The sequence below is a fragment of the Gemmobacter sp. genome (assembly GCF_046292685.1).
GTDB lineage: Bacteria > Pseudomonadota > Alphaproteobacteria > Rhodobacterales > Rhodobacteraceae > Wagnerdoeblera.
This window is the reverse complement of record NZ_JBKBQM010000030.1, coordinates 25,431-42,037: the sequence shown is the minus strand read 5'-3', so window position 1 is coordinate 42,037 and position 16,607 is coordinate 25,431. Positions and strand designations below refer to the sequence as shown.

The following is a 16,607-nucleotide window of genomic DNA, read 5'->3' as shown; positions in this document are numbered from 1 at the left end:
GCCCTGCGCCCCCTCGACGGGGGCGCAGGGCGCCGTCCTGGCCATCATCGCCGGGTTCCGAACTGATGCCGTACGATGCCCAGCAACCGGCCCTGCAGCCTTGCCGTGCGCTGGCGCAGCGCCATCCCGGCGTGCACAGGCTGGGTCAGGACCGGGGCGTCCGCTACAAGCTGCACCTTGCCGGCGGCCACCATCGCATCGGCGGCTTCCTGGGCGACATAGGCCGACCCGCCCAGGCCCGCGACCAGCCCGGCCACCGCCGCCGCCTGTCCGACCGTCACCGGCGCCTCGTGCAGATGCGGCAAGGCCGCCCGATGTGCCGCGGCAAAGGCGGGGGCGTAGTTGCCGAAGATGTAGCGGCCCGGTTCCACCTCTGCCACCCGCGCGGCATGGGTGCTGACCATGCGGAACCGCATGTCGCCCAGCGTCACGAAATGCAGGTCGGGATGGGCGCGCGGCGAAAACATCACCGCGAAATCCAGCGCGCCGGTCATCAGGTCGGCGCACATCTGCGCCGAATAGTCGAGTTCGACGTAAAGCGCCGCGTCGGGCAGTTCGGCCCGGAACCGCGCGACCCATTCGGCCAGCCGTCCGCCGACCAGATCGTGCTGCATGCCCACCCGCACCACCAGCGCCGCCGTCCCGGCCCCGCCTGCGGCGCGCATCGCCGCGGCCCATTCGGCGCGCAAGGCGCGGGCGTGCGGCTCGAACCGCAGCCCTTCGGTGGTCAGGTCGGCCCCCGCCCGGTTGCGGTTGAAAAGCATCACCCCCAGGGCGGCCTCCAGCGCCTTGATCCGCGCCGAAACCGTGGATTGCGTCACCCCCAGCCGGTCGGCGGTGCGATGGAAGCTGCGCGTTTCCGCAAGGTCGAGGAAGGTGGCGATCTGGTCGGGCTGCATCGGCGTTCTGATCGGGTTTTTCGATCGTTAGCGCAAGGTCTGCCGAATTGAAACCGGGCAGGCTTCGGCCGATAGTGCCTCAAGCCCCGGCGGGACGGCCTGGCGGAACGCGGCCCTCCGGGGGGGATATTTGAAGGACAGAAAATGAGGGCGGCATGAGCAACGTTCCGGGGCAGGCGCGGGTGGTGATCATCGGCGGGGGGGCGGTCGGGGCTTCGGCGCTGTATCATCTGGCCAGGGCGGGCTGGACGGACTGCATGCTGCTGGAAAAGAACGAGCTGACGGCCGGCAGCACCTGGCACGCGGCGGGCAACGTGCCGACGTTTTCGTCGAGCTGGTCGATCATGAACATGCAGCGCTATTCGGCGCAGCTCTATCGCGGGCTCGGGGCGGCGGTCGATTACCCGATGAACTACCATGTCACCGGGTCGGTCCGGCTGGGGCACACGCTGGAGCGGTTGCGCGAGTTCCAGCGCGTCAAGGGCATGGGGCGCTATCAGGGCATGGATCTCGAGGTGCTGGGGCCCGAGGAGATCCGCAGCAAGTATCCGTTCGTGGAAACCCACGACCTGAGCGGCGCGCTGTATGACCCCTACGACGGCGACATCGATCCGGCGCAGCTGACGCAGGCGCTGGCCACGGGCGCGCGGGCGCTGGGGGCGCGGATCGAACGGTTCTGCCCGGTGACGGCGGCGCGCTGGACGGGCCGCGAATGGGTGCTGAGCACGCCCAAGGGCGAGGTGCGCTGCGAATATGTCGTCAACGCCGGCGGGTATTACGCCGCCGCCGTGGGGGCGATGTTCGGCCGCCGGGTGCCGATGATGGTGATGAGCCACCAGTATCTTCTGTTCGACACCATCCCCGAGCTGGAACAGTGGAGCCGCGAGGTCGGCCACAAGCTGCCGTTGCTGCGCGACGTGGATTCCTCCTACTACCTGCGGCAGGAGAAGATGGGCTTCAACCTTGGCCCTTACGAAAACCCCTGCCGCGCGCATTGGGCGACGCCGGACGACCCGATGCCGGCGGATTTCAGCTTTCAGCTGTTCCCCGACGATCTGGGCCGGATCGAATGGCACATCCACGATGCGATGGCGCGGGTGCCGCTGCTGGCGCAGGCCAACCTGCAGAAGGTCATCAACGGCCCCATCCCCTATACCCCCGACGGCAACCCGCTGATCGGGCCGATGCCGGGGGTGCCCAATGCCTTCGAGGCTTGCGTGTTCACCTTCGGCATCTGTCAGGCCGGGGGCGCGGGCAAGGTTCTGGCGGAATGGGTGACCGAAGGCGCGACCGAGTGGGACATGTGGTCCTGCGATCCGCGGCGGTTTACCGGGTGGGAGGATCACGATTACTGCGTGGCCAAGGGGATGGAGGTTTACGGGCACGAATACGCCATCCATTTCCCGCATCACGTCTGGCCCGAAGGCCGGATGAAGCGGCTGTCGGCGGTGCATGACCGCACTGCCGCGTTGGGGGCACAGTTCGGCCCCTACAACGGTTACGAGCGCGCGCTGTGGTATGCCCGGCCGGGCGACGACACCTCGGGCGAGGCGCAGCGGACATGGCGCCGCGAAGGGCCGTGGTTCGGGGCGGTGCAGGCCGAATGCGCGGCGGTGCGCGATGCCTGCGGCATCCTCGACCTGCCGGGGTTTTCGCGCTTTCGCCTGACGGGGGCGGGGGCGGCCGACTGGCTGGCGCGCCAGATCACCGGGAAACTGCCGGCGGTCGGGCGGCTGGGTTTGGCCTATTTCGCCGACGACAAGGGGCGGATCGTGACCGAGATGTCGGTGGCGCGCATGGGCGAGGCAGAGTTCCTGCTGATCACCGCCGCCACCGCGCAACTGCATGACCGCGGCTGGCTGGAGCAGCACCTGGCGCCGGGGTTGAACCTGACCGACGAAAGCGCCGACTGGTCGTGCCAGATCCTGACCGGGCCGAAGGCGCGGGCGGTGTTGCAGGCGGCGGGCGCCGAGGCGGATCTGGCGAGGGGCTGGCTGACGCATCAGGCCGCGCGCATCGCGGGGCGCGATGTGGTGCTGATGCGGGTGAGCTTTGCCGGCGAACTGGGGTGGGAGATCCATTCCCGCCTGGCCGATACGCCCGCCGTCTGGGATGCGGTGATGGCGGCGGGGGCGCCTCTGGGCCTGAAGCCCTTCGGGATGTTCGCGCTGGACAGCTTGCGCATCGAAAAGGGCTATCGCGCGTGGAAGGGCGACCTTTCGACCGATTACACCGTGCTGCAAGGCGGGCTGGAGCGGTTCGTGGACTGGTCCAAGCCCGATTTCCGCGGGCGCGCCGCCTTGATGGCGGAACGCCAGGCCGGGGTTGCCAGGCGCTTTGTGGTGCTGCGCGTCGAGGCCGGAGACTGCGACCCGCCCTATATGTCCACGCTTTGGCACGATGGTGCGGTGGTGGGGGAAACGACCAGCGGGGCCTGGGGCTTTCGCGTCGGGGCCTGTGTGGCGCTGGGGATGCTGCGGGCAGACCTGGCCGTGCCGGGTACGCGCCTGGAGGTGGAGATCTTCGGGGACCGGTTCGCGGCGGTGGTCACGGGCGACGGGCCGCTGTGGGACCCGGCCAACGAACGGATTCGCAGCTGAAGGCGCGGACCGGGGGTTTCACACCCCCGGACCCCCGTGGGATATTTGAGGACAGAAAATGAGCGATGCAGGGCAGGCCGGACGGGTGCCGGACAAGGCGCAGGCGGTCATCATCGGGGGCGGTGTGGCGGGCTGTTCGGTGGCCTATCACCTGGCCAAGGCGGGCTGGAGCGACATCGTGCTGCTGGAACGAAAGCGCCTGACCAGCGGGACGACCTGGCACGCGGCGGGGCTGATCGGGCAATTGCGCGGCAATGCCAACATGACGCGGTTGGCGAAGTATTCGGCCGATCTTTACACCCGGCTGGAGGCCGAGACGGGGGTTGCCACCGGCTTTCGGCAGGTGGGGTCGATTTCGGTGGCGCTGACCGAAGGGCGGCATCACGAGCTCTTGCGCTCGGCCACCACGGCGCGGGCCTTCGATGTGGATGTGACCGAGATTTCGCCCTCCGAGGTCAAGGCGATGTATCCGCATCTGAACGTTTCGGACGTGGTGGGGGCGGTGCATCTGCCGCTGGACGGGCAGGCGGACCCGGCCAACATCGCGATGGCGCTGGCCAAGGGCGCGCGGATGCGCGGGGCGAAGGTGCTGGAGAATGTCGCCGTGACCGGCGTGACCCGGGCCGGGGGCCGCGTGACCGGCGTGACCTGGCAGGCAGGCGAGGAGACGGGGCATATCGCCGCCGATGTCGTCATCAACTGCGCGGGCATGTGGGGGCGCGATCTGGCCGCGCAATCGGGGGTGACGCTGCCCTTGCACGCTTGCGAGCATTTCTACCTGGTGACCGAGCCGGTCGAGGGGCTGGGCCATCTGCCGGTGCTGCGGGTGCCGGACGAATGCGCCTATTACAAGTCGGATGCCGGGAAGATGATGCTGGGGGCCTTCGAGCCCAAGGCCAAGCCCTGGGGCATGGGCGGCATCCGGGCGGATTTCGAGTTCGACACGCTGCCCGAAGACTGGGACCATTTCCAGCCCATCCTGGAGGCGGCGATGAACCGGATGCCGCTGTTCCAGACCGCCGGCATCCACACCTTCTTCAACGGGCCGGAAAGCTTTACCCCCGACAACCGCTATTACCTGGGCGAGGCACCGGAGCTGGGCGGCTACTGGGTGGTGGCGGGGTTCAACTCGGTCGGGATCCAGTCTTCGGGCGGGGCCGGCATGGCGGTGGCGCACTGGATCACCGAAGGGGCGCCGCCCTTTGACCTCAATGACGTGGACATCCGCCGCGCGCAGCCGTTCCAGCGCAACCGCGCCTATCTGAAGGAGCGGGTGAGCGAGACGCTGGGCCTGCTGTATGCCGACCACTGGCCCTATCGCCAGGTGGTGACGGCGCGCGGGGTGCGCCGCTCGCCCGTTCATGCGCATCTGGCCGAACGCGGTGCGGTGTTCGGCGAGGTGGCAGGGTGGGAGCGGGCGAACTGGTTTGCGACCCCGGGGCAGGAACGGGAATACCGCTATTCCTGGGGGCGGCAGAACTGGTTTGCCAACCAGCGGGCCGAGCACATGGCTGTGCGGACGGGGGTTGGCCTGTTCGACATGACCAGTTTCGGCAAGATCCGGGTGGAAGGGCGCGAGGCTTGCGCGTTCCTGCAGCGGATGTGCGCCAATGATGTCGATGTGGCGCCGGGGCGGATCGTCTATACCCAGATGCTGAACGCCCGCGGCGGGATCGAGGCGGATGTGACCGTGGCGCGGTTGTCGGAAACCGCCTTCCTGATGGTCACGGCAGGCGCCAACCTGCAACGCGATCTGGCCTGGCTGCGCCGCCATGTCGGCGATGCCTTTGCCGTCATCACCGATGTGACGGCCGGGGAGGCAGTGTTCTGCCTGATGGGGCCGCAGGCGCGCGAGGTGCTGGGGCGGATCGCGCCCGACCGCCTGGACAACGACGCCTTCCCCTTCGGCACGGCGAAGGAGATCGAGGTGGGCATGGGATTGGCCCGTGCGCATCGGGTGACCTATGTGGGCGAGCTGGGCTGGGAGCTGTATGTTTCCACCGATCAGGCCGCGCATGTGTTCGAAGCGCTGATGGCGGCGGCGCCGGAGGTGAAGCTGTGCGGGTTGCACGCGCTGGACAGTTGCCGCATCGAGAAGGGGTTCCGGCATTTCGGCCATGACATCACCGACGAGGATCACATCCTGGAGGCGGGCCTGGGCTTTGCCGTCAAGACGGCCAAGGGCGATTTCATCGGGCGCGAGGCGGTGCTGCGGCGGCGCGAGGAAGGGTTGCGGCGCCGTCTGGTGCAGTTCCGGCTGGAGGATCCCGAGCCCCTGCTGTTCCACAACGAGGCTGTGGTGCGCGACGGTCGCATCGTCGGCACGATCACCAGCGGGAATTACGGGCATTTCCTGGGCGGGGCGATCGGGCTTGGCTGGGTGCCTTGTGCCGGCGAGACGGCCGAGGCGGTGCTGGCCTCGGGCTACGAGATCGAGGTGGCCGGGCGGCGGCACAAGGCGGTGGCCTCGCTGACGCCGATGTATGACGCGAAGGCCGAGCGGGCGCGCCTGTGATGCGGGGGGGACCGGGGGCCAGCCCCGCCGCCGATCGGTTCTTGAACCGATGGCGAACGATCGGCGGCCCCGGGATATTTGGGGACAGAAAATGAGCGATCTGGTGGACGGTCTGGAACAATGCGCCCCGGTGCGGGCGCGGGGCGCGCGCGGCGGGCGGGCGGCGCGGGTGGCCGAGCGGGCGGCGCCCCTCGCCGAAGGCTTGCGCCCGGTGCGCCCCGGCCTGCCGGGCGGGCAGTATCGGCCGCTGACGGATGCCGGCATGGCGCAGATCCACGCCGCGGCACTGGAGGCGCTGGAGGTGATCGGCTTTGCCAATGCGCCGGCTTCGGGGGTGAAGATCCTGACCGGGGCAGGTGCTGTGCAGGGCGAAGACGGGCGCATCCGTTTCCCCCGGGCGCTGGTCGAGGACATGCTGGCCAAGGCGGCGCGCGGGATCACGCTGTATGGCCGTGATCCGAAGTACGACCTGCATCTGACCGGGACGAAGGTGCATTTCGGCACCGCCGGGGCGGCGGTGCATGTGGTGGACGTGGAGCGCAAGGAATACCGCGATTCCACCGCGCAGGACCTGTTCGATGCGGCGCGCATCACGCAAGGTCTGGACAATGTGCATTTCTTCCAGCGCGCGATGGTGTGCCGCGACGTGCTGGACAATTTCGAAATGGACATCAACACCTTGTATGCCTGTCTTGCGGGCACGACCAAGCATGTCGGAACCTCGTTTTCCGACCCGTCGCATGTGGCGGGGTGCTTTGAGCTGTTGCACATGGTGGCGGGGGGCGAGGAGAAGTGGCGCGCGCGGCCCTTTGTCAGCAATTCCAACTGCTTCGTCGTGCCGCCGATGAAGTTTGCCGAAGAATCCTGCATGGTGATGGAGGATTGCGTGCGCCGCGGCATGCCGGTGCTGCTGCTGTCGGCAGGCCAGGCGGGGGCCACGGCGCCGGCGCCGATTGCGCTGGCCATCGTGCAGGCGGTGGCGGAATGCCTTGCGGGGCTGGTTTATGTGAACGCGATAAGCCCCGGATGCCCCGCGATTTTCGGCACCTGGCCGTTCGTTTCCGACCTGCGCACGGGGGCGATGTCGGGGGGCAGCGCGGAACAGGCGTTGCTGACCGCCGGTTGCGCGCAGATGCACCAGTTCTATGGCCTGCCCGGCGGGGCGGCGGCGGGGATTTCGGACAGCAAGCTGCCCGACATGCAGGCGGGCTGGGAACAGGGCATCACCAATGTGCTGGCCGGATTGTCGGGGCTGAACATGGTGTATGAGGCGGTGGGGATGCACGCATCCTTGCTGGGCTTCTGTCTGGAATCGCTGGTGCTGGGCGACGACATTCTGGGCCAGGTGTTGCGCTGCGTGCGCGGCATCGACGTGACGCCGGATTCGACCAGCATCGAGGCGATGAAGGAGGTTTGCCTGGGCGGGCCGGGGCATTACCTCGGCTCGATGCAGACGCTGGGGCTGATGCAGACGGAATACATCTATCCGGTCGTCGGCAACCGCATGAGCCCGAAGGAATGGAACGAGGCCGGGCGGCCCGAATTGCTGGACAAGGCGATTGCGCGCAAGAACGAGCTGTTGCGCAAGATGGGCAACACCATCGACCCCGAGCTGGATGCGCTGATCCGGTCGAAGTTCAGGATTCACTTCAGGAACGAAGGATAAGGCCATGATTTCGCAGCATCTCGGGCAATTCCTGATCGGTGGCGCCTGGGTGGAGCCCGGGCCCGGTGCAAGCCGGATGGGGGTCGAGAACCCGGCGACCGAAGCCATGCTGGCCGAGGTGGCCCTGGGCACGGCCGCCGATGCCGAGGCGGCGATCCTGGCCGCCCGCGCGGCCTTTGACGGCTGGACGGCAACCCCGGTGGCCGAGCGCATCGCGCTGCTGGAGCGGGTGCTGGCGCTTTACCGCGAACGCATCCAGGACTTTGCCGATGCGATGCGGCTGGAAATGGGGGCGCCTGCCGCATGGGCGCGCGAGGCGCAGGCCTGGGCCGGCGAGGTGCATCTGGAAGCCACGCTGGAGGCGGCGCAGCGCTTTCACTGGGAGGAGCAGCGCGGCACCACGCGCATCATCCGCGAAGGCATCGGGGTCTGTGGGCTGATCACCCCGTGGAACTGGCCGATGAACCAGATCGCCTGCAAGGTGGCGCCGGCGCTGGTGGCCGGCTGCACGATGGTGCTGAAACCGTCGGAGCTGGCGCCGCTTTCGGCGGCGCTGTTTGCGGAAATCATGCAGGAAGCGGGATGCCCGCCCGGCGTGTTCAACCTGGTGAACGGCACGGGCGCCGAGGTGGGGCAGGTGCTGGCCAGCCACCCTGCGGTGGATATGGTGAGCTTCACCGGCTCGACCCGCGCCGGCGTGGCGGTGGCGCAGGCGGCGGCGCCGACGGTGAAGCGGGTGGCGCAGGAGCTGGGCGGCAAGTCGCCCAACATCCTGCTGCCGGGTTGCGATTTCGCCGCTGCCGTCAGGGCCGGGGTCGAGGGCTGCATGGCCAATGCCGGCCAGTCTTGCGATGCGCCGACACGAATGCTGGTGCCGCGCGCCCGCATGGCCGAGGCGCTGGAGATTGCTGCCGCCGCGGCCGAGGCGCAGCGCCCCGGCGACCCGCTGGACCCCGCCACCACGATGGGGCCGCTGATCGGCCGGATGCACTGGGACAAGGTGCAGGGGCTGATCGCCGCGGGCATCGCCGAAGGCGCGCGGCTGGTGGCCGGCGGGCCCGGACGGCCGCAGGGCCTGAACGCGGGCCATTTCGCGCGGGCAACGGTGTTCGGCGATGTGACCCCCGACATGACGATTGCGCGCGAGGAAATCTTCGGCCCCGTGCTGGCGGTGATGGGCTATGACAGCCTGGACGAGGCGGTGCGCATTGCCAACGACACCGTCTATGGGCTGGCGGCCTATGTGCAGGGCCCCGAGGCCGAGGCCCGCGCCGTGGGCCGGCGTCTGCGGGCAGGGCAGGTGAGCCTGAACAACCCGCCCTGGGACGTGCACGCGCCCTTCGGCGGGTACAAGCAATCGGGCAACGGGCGCGAATATGCCGACTGGGGCATCCATGACTTCTGCGAGGTCAAGGCGCTGGTCGGGCATGGGTAAGGGGGGCCGTCTGCCCCCCTCTGGCCCGTTCCGGGCCATTCACCCCCCGAGGATATTTGGATCAAGGTGAAGGAGTGCAGCCATGCACTATGGCTATATCGGACTGGGCAATCTGGGCGGGCACATCGCGGCCTGCCTGTTGCGGGCAGGGTTCCGCGTGACGGTCCACGACCTGAACCCTGCGCTGGCCGACCGGCTGGTGGCGATGGGCGCGACCTGGGCCGACAGCCCCGAGGCGGTGGCGGCGGCGGCGGATCATGTGGTGACCTGCCTGCCTTCGCCGGCGGTGTCCGAGGCGGTGTTGCGCCGCCTTTTGCCGGCGATGAAGCCGGGGGCGACCTGGATCGAGAATTCCACCCTGGGGCGCGACGACATCCGCCGCCTGGGTGCGCTGGCGGAAGGGGCGGGCATGCAGGTGCTGGAATGCCCGGTCACGGGGGGGGTGCATCTGGCGGCGCGCGGCGAAATCACCGTTCTGGCGGGCGGCGACAAGGCGGTGTTCGACCTGCACATGCCGGCCTTGCGCGCCATCGGCAACCGGCACTTCCACATGGGGCCGCTCGGCTCGGCGGCGATCATCAAGGTCATCACCAACATGCTGGCCTTCATCCATCTCAAGGCCTGTGCCGAGGCGCTGATGCTGGCGAAACGCGGCGGGCTGGACCTGGGCCAGGCCTGGCATGCGATCAAGGAATCCTCGGGCACCAGCTTCGTGCACGAAACCGAAGGCGCGCTGATCCTGAACGGCAGCTACGACATTGCCTTTTCGGTGGACCTTGCGCTGAAGGATCTGGGCTTTGCGCTGGATTTCGGGCGCGAGTTCGGGGTGCCGCTGGATCTGGCGGCCGCGACCGAACAGACCTATGTCGCCGCCCGTGCGGCCTATGGCGGCGAGGCGCAATCGCCGATGATCGCCAGATTGCTGGAAGACCTGCTGCGCACCGACCTGCGCGCCCCCGGCTTTCCGGCGCGGCTGGAATGATCGCCCCTTGGCGCGGCGGCGCGGGGTGACTATATGGGCGCCACCCGGCTGCCTTGCCTGGCTGCCCCTTGGGCGCTAGGGTGCGCGCCGCCATCGCCTGCCGCCCGGCAGGCCACCAGACAAGGCCGCAACCGGCCCCGCAGAGAGGACACCGATGTTCGTTTCCCCCGCTTTCGCCCAGGCCGCCGGAGGCGGTGCCGCCAGTGCCTTCACCAGCTTCGTGCCGCTGATCCTGATCTTTGCGATCATGTATTTCCTGCTGATCCGTCCGCAGCAGAAAAAGTTGAAGGAACACAAGGCGATGGTCGAGGCCGTGCGCCGCGGCGACACCGTGCTGACGCAAGGCGGGATCATCGGCAAGGTCGTCAAGGTCAAGGACGACGGCGAGATCGAGGTGGAAATCGCCGAAGGCGTGAAGGTGCGCGTCATCAAGGCGACCATTGCGCAGGTGCTGTCCAAGACCGAGCCGGCCGCCGCCGCCTGATCGGCGCCGCGCCCTTTGCGGCCGGGCGCCAGGCCCGGCCTGACGCTGCCCGCCGGGCAGCCGCCTCTGACCGGACCCTGAGCCATGCTGCAAATCCCGATCTGGAAGCGGATCCTGATCTGGGGCCTTTGTGCCCTGGGCCTGCTGTTCGCCATGCCCAACCTGTTCTATTCCCGCGTCGAAGGCCACAACGACGCGCTGGCGGCGGTGGCGGCGCAAGGGGGCGTGCCCAACACCGAACAGGAATTCGCGATCGCGGCCTGGCCGTCGTTCCTGCCGTCGACGCTGGTGAACCTCGGTCTTGACCTGCGCGGCGGCGCGCATCTTCTGGCCGAGGTCAAGGTGGCCGATGTCTACAAGCAGCGGCTCGACGGCCTCTGGCCCGAGGTGCGCGATGCCTTGCGCGCCGAACGCGATACGGTGGGCAACGTGCGCCGGCTGGATGCGCCCGAAGGGGAGTTGCGGCTGACGGTTTCGGAACCTGCCGGCATGGACCGCGCGCTGGAGGTCGTGCGCGGGCTGGCGCGGCCGGTGGTCACGCTGACCGGCATCGGCCAGAACGATCTGGAGGTGCGGCGCGAAGGCGATGCCATCGTGGTGACCCTGTCGGAGGCCGAGCGGATCGCCACAGATGAACGCACGATGCAGCAGTCGCTGGAGATCATCCGTCGTCGTGTAGACGAGGTCGGCACCCGCGAACCCACGATCCAGCGTCAGGGCACCGACCGCATCCTGATCCAGGTGCCCGGCATCGGCTCGGCGGACGAGCTGAAGGCGCTGATCGGCACCACCGCGCGGCTGACCTTTCACCCGGTGCTGAGCCAGACCTCGGATTCCGCCACCCCGGTGCCGCCGCGGCACCGGCTGGTGCCGGCCGCCGACGAGCCGGGCATCTACTACATCATCGAGGATGCCCCCGTCGTCACCGGCGAAGAGCTTGTCGATGCCCAGCCGGCCTTCGACCAGAACAGCCGCCCGGCGGTCAACTTCCGCTTCAACCCCACCGGGGCGCGCAAGTTCGGCGACTATACCGCCAACAACATCGGCAAACCCTTTGCCATCGTGCTGGACGACAAGGTGATTTCCGCCCCGGTCATCCAGAGCCACATCCCCGGCGGGTCCGGCATCATCACCGGGCGCTTCACGGTGGAACAAAGCACCGAGCTTGCCGTGCTGCTGCGCGCCGGGGCCTTGCCGGCCGCGATGGTGTTCCTTGAAGAACGCACCATCGGCCCCGAACTCGGCCAGGACAGCATCGAGGCCGGGCGCATCGCGGCCATCGTCGGCATGTCGCTGGTCGTGGTCTACATGATCGCCTCCTACGGGTTGTTCGGCGTGTTCGCGGCGGTCGCCCTTCTGATCAACGTCGGGCTCATCTTCGGCATCCTGTCGGCCATCGGCGCCACGCTGACCTTGCCGGGCATCGCCGGCATCGTCCTGACCATCGGCATGGCCGTGGACGCCAACGTGCTGGTGTTCGAGCGCATCCGCGAGGAGTTGCGCAGCGCGCGCGGCCCCGCCCGGGCGATCGAACTGGGCTACGAGCGCGCGATGTCGGCCATTCTGGACGCCAACATCACCACCTTCCTGATCGCGGTCATCCTGTTCGTGATGGGGTCGGGCCCGGTGCGCGGCTTTTCGGTCACGCTGGGGATCGGGATCTTCACCTCGGTCTTCACCGCCATCTTCGTCACCCGCCTGATCCTTGTCACCTGGTTCGACCGCGCGCGGCCGAAAACCATCACCGTCTGAGGGGGGCCGGACATGCGCAGGCTGAAAATCGTTCCCGACAACACGACCATCGACTTCTTCAAGTATCAATGGGCGACGCTGGGGGTGTCGGTGGCGATGATGATCGCCTCGGTCATCATCTTTCTCACGATGGGGCTGAACTTCGGCATCGACTTCCGCGGCGGCACCACGATCCGGTCGGAAACCACCTCGCCGGTCACCGTCGCGCAATACCGCGAGGCGATCAGCCCGCTCGGTCTGGGCGACGTGGTGATTTCCGAGGTGTTCGACCCCACCTTCGCGGCCAACCAGCACGTGATGCTGATCCGCATCCAGGCCCAGGACGGGCAAGAGGCGATCACCCCCGAACAGATCGCCGCCGTCGAGGCCGCGCTCAAGGCGGTGGATCCTTCGGTCACCTTCCCCCAGGTCGAAAGCGTCGGCCCCAAGGTGTCGGGCGAGCTGGTGCAGTCGGCCATCATCGCGGTGATGCTGGCGCTGGTCGGGGTGGGCATCTACATCTGGCTGCGCTTCGAATGGCAGTTCGCCATCGGCGCGGTGGCCGCGCTGGTGCATGACGTGGTGGTGACCATCGGGGTCTTCTCGCTGTTCCAGATCCGCTTCGATCTGGCCATCATCGCGGCGCTGCTGACCATCGTGGGCTACTCGATCAACGACACGGTCGTCGTCTTCGACCGGCTGCGCGAAAACCTCATCAAATACAAGAAGATGCCGCTGCGCGACGTGATGAACCTGTCGGTCAACGAAACGCTCAGCCGCACGGTGATGACCTCGGGCACCACGCTGATCGCGCTGCTCGCCATGCTGGTGCTGGGCGGCGACGTGATCCGCGGCTTCGTCTTTGCGATGACCTTCGGGGTCATCGTCGGCACCTGGTCCTCGGTGTTCATGGCCAAGAACCTCGTGCTCTACATGGGCACGCGGCGCGACTGGACCACGACCGATACCGACGGTCCTGCCGGCACCCGGTTCGGCGGTTGAGCGGTGGCCGAGGCGCTTGCCGCCGCGCTGGCGCTGGCGGGTCTGCCCTGGCTCGTGCTGGCGGCGGCGCTCGCGGGGTTGGTGCGCGGCTTTTCCGGCTTCGGCTCGGGGCTCGTTTACATGCCGATCGCCGGGGCGGTGCTGCCGCCCGCGCAGGCGGTCGCGGTGCTGGTGCTGATGGATCTGATCGGCCCGCTCGCCAATGTGCCGGGCGCCTGGCGCACCGGCGCGCCGGTCGAGCTCGGCTGGCTCGGGCTCGGGCTGCTGCCGGGTCTGCCGGTCGGGCTTGCCGCACTGTTCTGGGTGGATCCGCAGGTGTTCCGCTGGGGCGTCAGCCTGATGGCGCTGGTCACGGTGGCCGCGCTGGTGTCCGGCTGGCGCTGGCGCGGCGCGCGCGGGCCGCGCACGGCGGCGGCGGCGGGCTTCGTCTCCGGCATCGTCGGCGGCGCCACCGCGCTGCCGGGGCCGCCGGTGATCCTTTACTACATGGCCTCGCCCTTGCCGGTGGCGCAGGTGCGGGCCAACCTGATGCTGTTTCTGGTGGCGGTCGATCTGGCGATGGCGGCGGTGCTGGGGGCGGCGGGGCAGCTTTCGCTGACCTTCGCGCTGGTGTCGGCGCTGCTGCTGGTGCCGTTCAGCCTGGCCAATGCGGTCGGTTCCGCCTTGTTCCGCCCCGAACGGTCGGGTAGCTACAAGGCGCTGTCCTGGTCGCTGATTGCCGGGTCGGCGCTGGCGGGTCTGCCCTTGTGGAACGGCTGAAGCGGGAAAAGGCGCAAGCGATGAAGCTCACCGAAATCCAGTTCGGCACCCTCATGCCGGTCGATGGCTACGGCCCCGGCATGTTCCGCGTCGGCGGCCGGGTGATGGCCGGCCCCACGCTGGTGCTGCCCGACCGCGCCATGCCCTGGGGCGGGCTTGCCGATACTGCACCGCTGCTGGCGCTGGCCGGTGCGGTGGACGTGCTGTTCTGCGGCATGGGGGCGGAAATCGCCCACCTGCCGCGCCCCCTGCGCTCCGAGCTCGAATCCCTCGGCCTCGGGGTCGAGGTGATGAACACCCCCGCCGCGGCGCGCACCTACAACGTCTGCCTTTCCGAAGGGCGCCGGGTGGCCGCTGCCCTGCTGCCGGTCTGACATGCTGGCGGTGCAGGGCCTTTCGGTGGCCCGGGGCGGCATTGCCGTGCTGGAAAACCTGTCCTTCCGCGTCGAACCGGGGCGCGCCCTCGTGCTGCGCGGCCCGAACGGCTGCGGCAAGACCACGCTCTTGCGCACGCTGGCCGGGTTGCAGCCGCCGCTGGCCGGCACCCTGTCGCTGGCGCCGGAATCGCTGGCCTATGCCAGCCACGCCGACGGGCTGAAACCCACGCTGAACGTGGCCGAAAACCTGGGCTTCTGGGCCGAAATCTTCGGCACCGGCGCCGCCGGGGTCGAGCGCGCCTTGGGCGCCATGAACCTGCGCAGCCTTGCCGCCCGCCCGGCGCAAAACCTGTCGGCCGGGCAAAAGCGCCGCCTCGGCCTTGCGCGCATGGCGGTGACCGGGCGGCCGGTCTGGGCGCTCGACGAACCCACCGTCTCGCTCGATGCCGCTTCGGTCGCGCTGTTCGCCGCCATGATCCGCGCGCATCTGTCGGGCGGCGGCGCCGCGGTTCTGGCCACCCACATCGACCTCGGCCTGGCCGAGGCCGAAACCCTCGACCTTGCCCCCTTCAAGGCCCGCGCCCCCGCCGCCGGCGGCCAGGCCGGCGCCTTCGACGAGGCTTTCGCATGACCGCGCGGCCCGCTTTCACCTTGACCGAAATATCCCGGGGTCCGGGGCAGCGCCCCGGGGCCTGTCCCGCAGGATCGGGCCGATCATGCGCGCCCTGCTGACCCGCGACCTGCGGCTGGCCTTGCGGGCCGGGGGCGGCTTCGGGCAGGGGCTCGGGTTCTACCTCATCCTCTGCGTGCTGATCCCGCTGGGGGTGGGGCCCGAGGCCGGGCGGCTCGCGCCCGTGGCGCCGGGCATCCTCTGGGTCGGGGCCTTGCTCGCCTGCCTGCTCTCGCTCGACCGCCTCTTTGCCCTCGACTGGGAAGACGGCTCGCTCGACCTGCTGGCCACCGCGCCCCTGCCGCTCGAAGGCGCGGTGGCGGTCAAGGCGCTGGCGCACTGGATCGTCACCGGCCTGCCGCTGGTGCTGGCCGCTCCGGTGCTTGCGGTGCTGCTGCACCTGCCGGGGCCGGCCTACGGCACGCTGGTGCTGTCGCTCCTGCTGGGCACGCCGGCGCTCAGCGTGATCGGCGCCTTCGGCGCGGCGCTGACGGTGGGGCTGCGGCGCGGCGGGTTGCTGCTGTCGCTGCTGGTGCTGCCGCTTTACGTGCCCACGCTGATCTTCGGGGCCGAGGCGGTGCGCCGCGCCGCCGACGGCATGGCCACCGTCACCCCTCTGTTGCTGCTGGCCGGCATCACCGCCGGCTGCATCGCCGCCTTGCCCTTTGCCGCCGCGGCCGCCTTGCGGATCAACCTGCGGTGATGCGACAGTCTGCCCCTGTTGAGCCCCGCGCCGCAACCCGCTAGGAACATCGTCATGTCGCTGTGGGAATACGCCAACCCCAAGAGGTTCATGTCCGCCTCGGCCCGGATCCTGCCCTGGGTCTGGGGGCTGGCAGCCCTGTGCCTGGTGGCCGGGCTTGTCTGGGGCTTCTTCTTCACGCCCGACGATTACAAGCAGGGTTCCACCGTCAAGATCATCTACCTGCACGTGCCGGCCGCCATGATGGCGATCAACGCCTGGGCGATGATGCTGGTCGCCTCGCTGATCTGGATCGTGCGGCGCCACCACGTTTCGGCGCTGGCGGCAAGGGCGGCGGCGCCGGTGGGCATGGTGTTCACGCTGATCGCGCTGGCCACCGGCGCTCTCTGGGGCCAGCCGATGTGGGGCACCTGGTGGGAATGGGATCCGCGCCTGACCTCGTTCCTGATCCTGTTCCTGTTCTACCTCGGCTACATCGCCTTGTGGGCCGCGATCGAAAACCCCGATACCGCCGCCGACCTGACCGGCGTGCTGTGCCTGGTGGGCTCGGTCTTTGCGCTGCTCAGCCGCTATGCGGTGAACTTCTGGAACCAGGGCCTGCACCAGGGCGCCTCGCTCAGCCTCGACAAGCAGGAAAACGTGGCCAACGTGTTCTGGGTGCCGCTGCTGGTGTGCATCGCGGGCTTCGTTCTGCTGTTCGTGGCGCTGGTGCTGCAACGCACCCGCACCGAAATCCGCCTGCGCCGGATCCAGGCGCTGGAAGCGCGCGAAAGGCTGGCCTGAC

At 68.9% G+C, this 16,607-nt stretch carries 14 protein-coding genes; 13 read left to right on the top strand and 1 reads right to left on the bottom strand.

All coding sequences use genetic code 11. The features are described from left to right. Positions 1 to 44: 44 nt before the first annotated feature. On the bottom strand, positions 45 to 899 hold the full coding sequence (locus ACK4S2_RS09910; RefSeq protein WP_409623580.1) for a LysR family transcriptional regulator: 855 nt from the start codon (positions 897 to 899) through the stop codon (positions 45 to 47). Positions 900 to 1,054: 155 nt separating this feature from the next. Here ACK4S2_RS09910 and ACK4S2_RS09905 point away from each other — a divergent pair, with 155 nt between their 5' ends. From ACK4S2_RS09905 to ACK4S2_RS09845, 13 genes are all read left to right on the top strand, one after another. Further along, on the top strand, positions 1,055 to 3,499 hold the full coding sequence (locus ACK4S2_RS09905; RefSeq protein ID WP_409623578.1) for an FAD-dependent oxidoreductase: 2,445 nt from the start codon (positions 1,055 to 1,057) through the stop codon (positions 3,497 to 3,499). 58 nt (positions 3,500 to 3,557) lie between these two features. After that, positions 3,558 to 6,014, top strand: coding sequence for an FAD-dependent oxidoreductase (locus ACK4S2_RS09900; protein WP_409623576.1), 2,457 nt, complete (start codon positions 3,558 to 3,560; stop codon positions 6,012 to 6,014). A 91-nt stretch (positions 6,015 to 6,105) separates the two neighbouring features. Then, positions 6,106 to 7,680 (top strand): trimethylamine methyltransferase family protein, encoded by a 1,575-nt coding sequence (locus ACK4S2_RS09895; RefSeq protein WP_409623574.1) that lies wholly within the window; start codon positions 6,106 to 6,108, stop codon positions 7,678 to 7,680. 4 nt (positions 7,681 to 7,684) lie between these two features. Beyond that, positions 7,685 to 9,115: an aldehyde dehydrogenase family protein gene (locus ACK4S2_RS09890; protein ID WP_409623572.1), complete on the top strand. Its 1,431-nt coding sequence runs from the start codon at positions 7,685 to 7,687 to the stop codon at positions 9,113 to 9,115. 82 nt (positions 9,116 to 9,197) lie between these two features. Beyond that, positions 9,198 to 10,097 (top strand): NAD(P)-dependent oxidoreductase, encoded by a 900-nt coding sequence (locus ACK4S2_RS09885; protein WP_409623570.1) that lies wholly within the window; start codon positions 9,198 to 9,200, stop codon positions 10,095 to 10,097. Positions 10,098 to 10,251: 154 nt separating this feature from the next. Then, positions 10,252 to 10,581, top strand: coding sequence for a preprotein translocase subunit YajC (gene yajC / locus ACK4S2_RS09880; RefSeq protein ID WP_409623568.1), 330 nt, complete (start codon positions 10,252 to 10,254; stop codon positions 10,579 to 10,581). A gap of 84 nt (positions 10,582 to 10,665) precedes the next feature. Next, positions 10,666 to 12,333 (top strand): protein translocase subunit SecD, encoded by a 1,668-nt coding sequence (gene secD, locus ACK4S2_RS09875; RefSeq protein ID WP_409623567.1) that lies wholly within the window; start codon positions 10,666 to 10,668, stop codon positions 12,331 to 12,333. 12 nt (positions 12,334 to 12,345) lie between these two features. After that, a complete protein-coding gene (gene secF, locus ACK4S2_RS09870) occupies positions 12,346 to 13,314 on the top strand; it encodes a protein translocase subunit SecF (protein WP_409623565.1) in 969 nt (322 codons plus the stop codon). 3 nt (positions 13,315 to 13,317) lie between these two features. Next, positions 13,318 to 14,073, top strand: a complete 756-nt coding sequence (locus ACK4S2_RS09865; RefSeq protein ID WP_409623563.1) for a sulfite exporter TauE/SafE family protein — start codon at positions 13,318 to 13,320, stop codon at positions 14,071 to 14,073. A 20-nt stretch (positions 14,074 to 14,093) separates the two neighbouring features. Continuing rightward, entirely contained in the window at positions 14,094 to 14,447 is a 354-nt protein-coding gene (locus ACK4S2_RS09860; RefSeq protein WP_409623561.1) for an Mth938-like domain-containing protein, read from the top strand. A 1-nt stretch (position 14,448) separates the two neighbouring features. Beyond that, positions 14,449 to 15,081 (top strand): heme ABC exporter ATP-binding protein CcmA, encoded by a 633-nt coding sequence (ccmA, locus tag ACK4S2_RS09855; protein WP_409623559.1) that lies wholly within the window; start codon positions 14,449 to 14,451, stop codon positions 15,079 to 15,081. Positions 15,082 to 15,166: 85 nt separating this feature from the next. Then, positions 15,167 to 15,823: a heme exporter protein CcmB gene (gene ccmB, locus ACK4S2_RS09850; protein WP_409623557.1), complete on the top strand. Its 657-nt coding sequence runs from the start codon at positions 15,167 to 15,169 to the stop codon at positions 15,821 to 15,823. Between the two features lie 54 nt (positions 15,824 to 15,877). Next, entirely contained in the window at positions 15,878 to 16,606 is a 729-nt protein-coding gene (locus ACK4S2_RS09845) for a heme ABC transporter permease (protein ID WP_409623555.1), read from the top strand. Position 16,607 lies beyond the last annotated feature (1 nt).

Bases quoted from the DNA above. Each gene is read 5' to 3' on its own strand.
- secF (WP_409623565.1), top strand. From the start codon at position 12,346: ATGCGCAGGCTGAAAATCGTTCCCGACAACACGACCATCGACTTCTTC.
- ACK4S2_RS09890 (WP_409623572.1), top strand. From the start codon at position 7,685: ATGATTTCGCAGCATCTCGGGCAATTCCTGATCGGTGGCGCCTGGGTG.
- ACK4S2_RS09910 (WP_409623580.1), bottom strand. From the start codon at position 899: ATGCAGCCCGACCAGATCGCCACCTTCCTCGACCTTGCGGAAACGCGC.
- ACK4S2_RS09900 (WP_409623576.1), top strand. From the start codon at position 3,558: ATGAGCGATGCAGGGCAGGCCGGACGGGTGCCGGACAAGGCGCAGGCG.
- ACK4S2_RS09885 (WP_409623570.1), top strand. From the start codon at position 9,198: ATGCACTATGGCTATATCGGACTGGGCAATCTGGGCGGGCACATCGCG.
- secD (WP_409623567.1), top strand. From the start codon at position 10,666: ATGCTGCAAATCCCGATCTGGAAGCGGATCCTGATCTGGGGCCTTTGT.
- ACK4S2_RS09905 (WP_409623578.1), top strand. From the start codon at position 1,055: ATGAGCAACGTTCCGGGGCAGGCGCGGGTGGTGATCATCGGCGGGGGG.
- ACK4S2_RS09845 (WP_409623555.1), top strand. From the start codon at position 15,878: ATGTCGCTGTGGGAATACGCCAACCCCAAGAGGTTCATGTCCGCCTCG.
- ccmA (WP_409623559.1), top strand. From the start codon at position 14,449: ATGCTGGCGGTGCAGGGCCTTTCGGTGGCCCGGGGCGGCATTGCCGTG.
- ACK4S2_RS09895 (WP_409623574.1), top strand. From the start codon at position 6,106: ATGAGCGATCTGGTGGACGGTCTGGAACAATGCGCCCCGGTGCGGGCG.
- ccmB (WP_409623557.1), top strand. From the start codon at position 15,167: ATGCGCGCCCTGCTGACCCGCGACCTGCGGCTGGCCTTGCGGGCCGGG.
- ACK4S2_RS09860 (WP_409623561.1), top strand. From the start codon at position 14,094: ATGAAGCTCACCGAAATCCAGTTCGGCACCCTCATGCCGGTCGATGGC.
- yajC (WP_409623568.1), top strand. From the start codon at position 10,252: ATGTTCGTTTCCCCCGCTTTCGCCCAGGCCGCCGGAGGCGGTGCCGCC.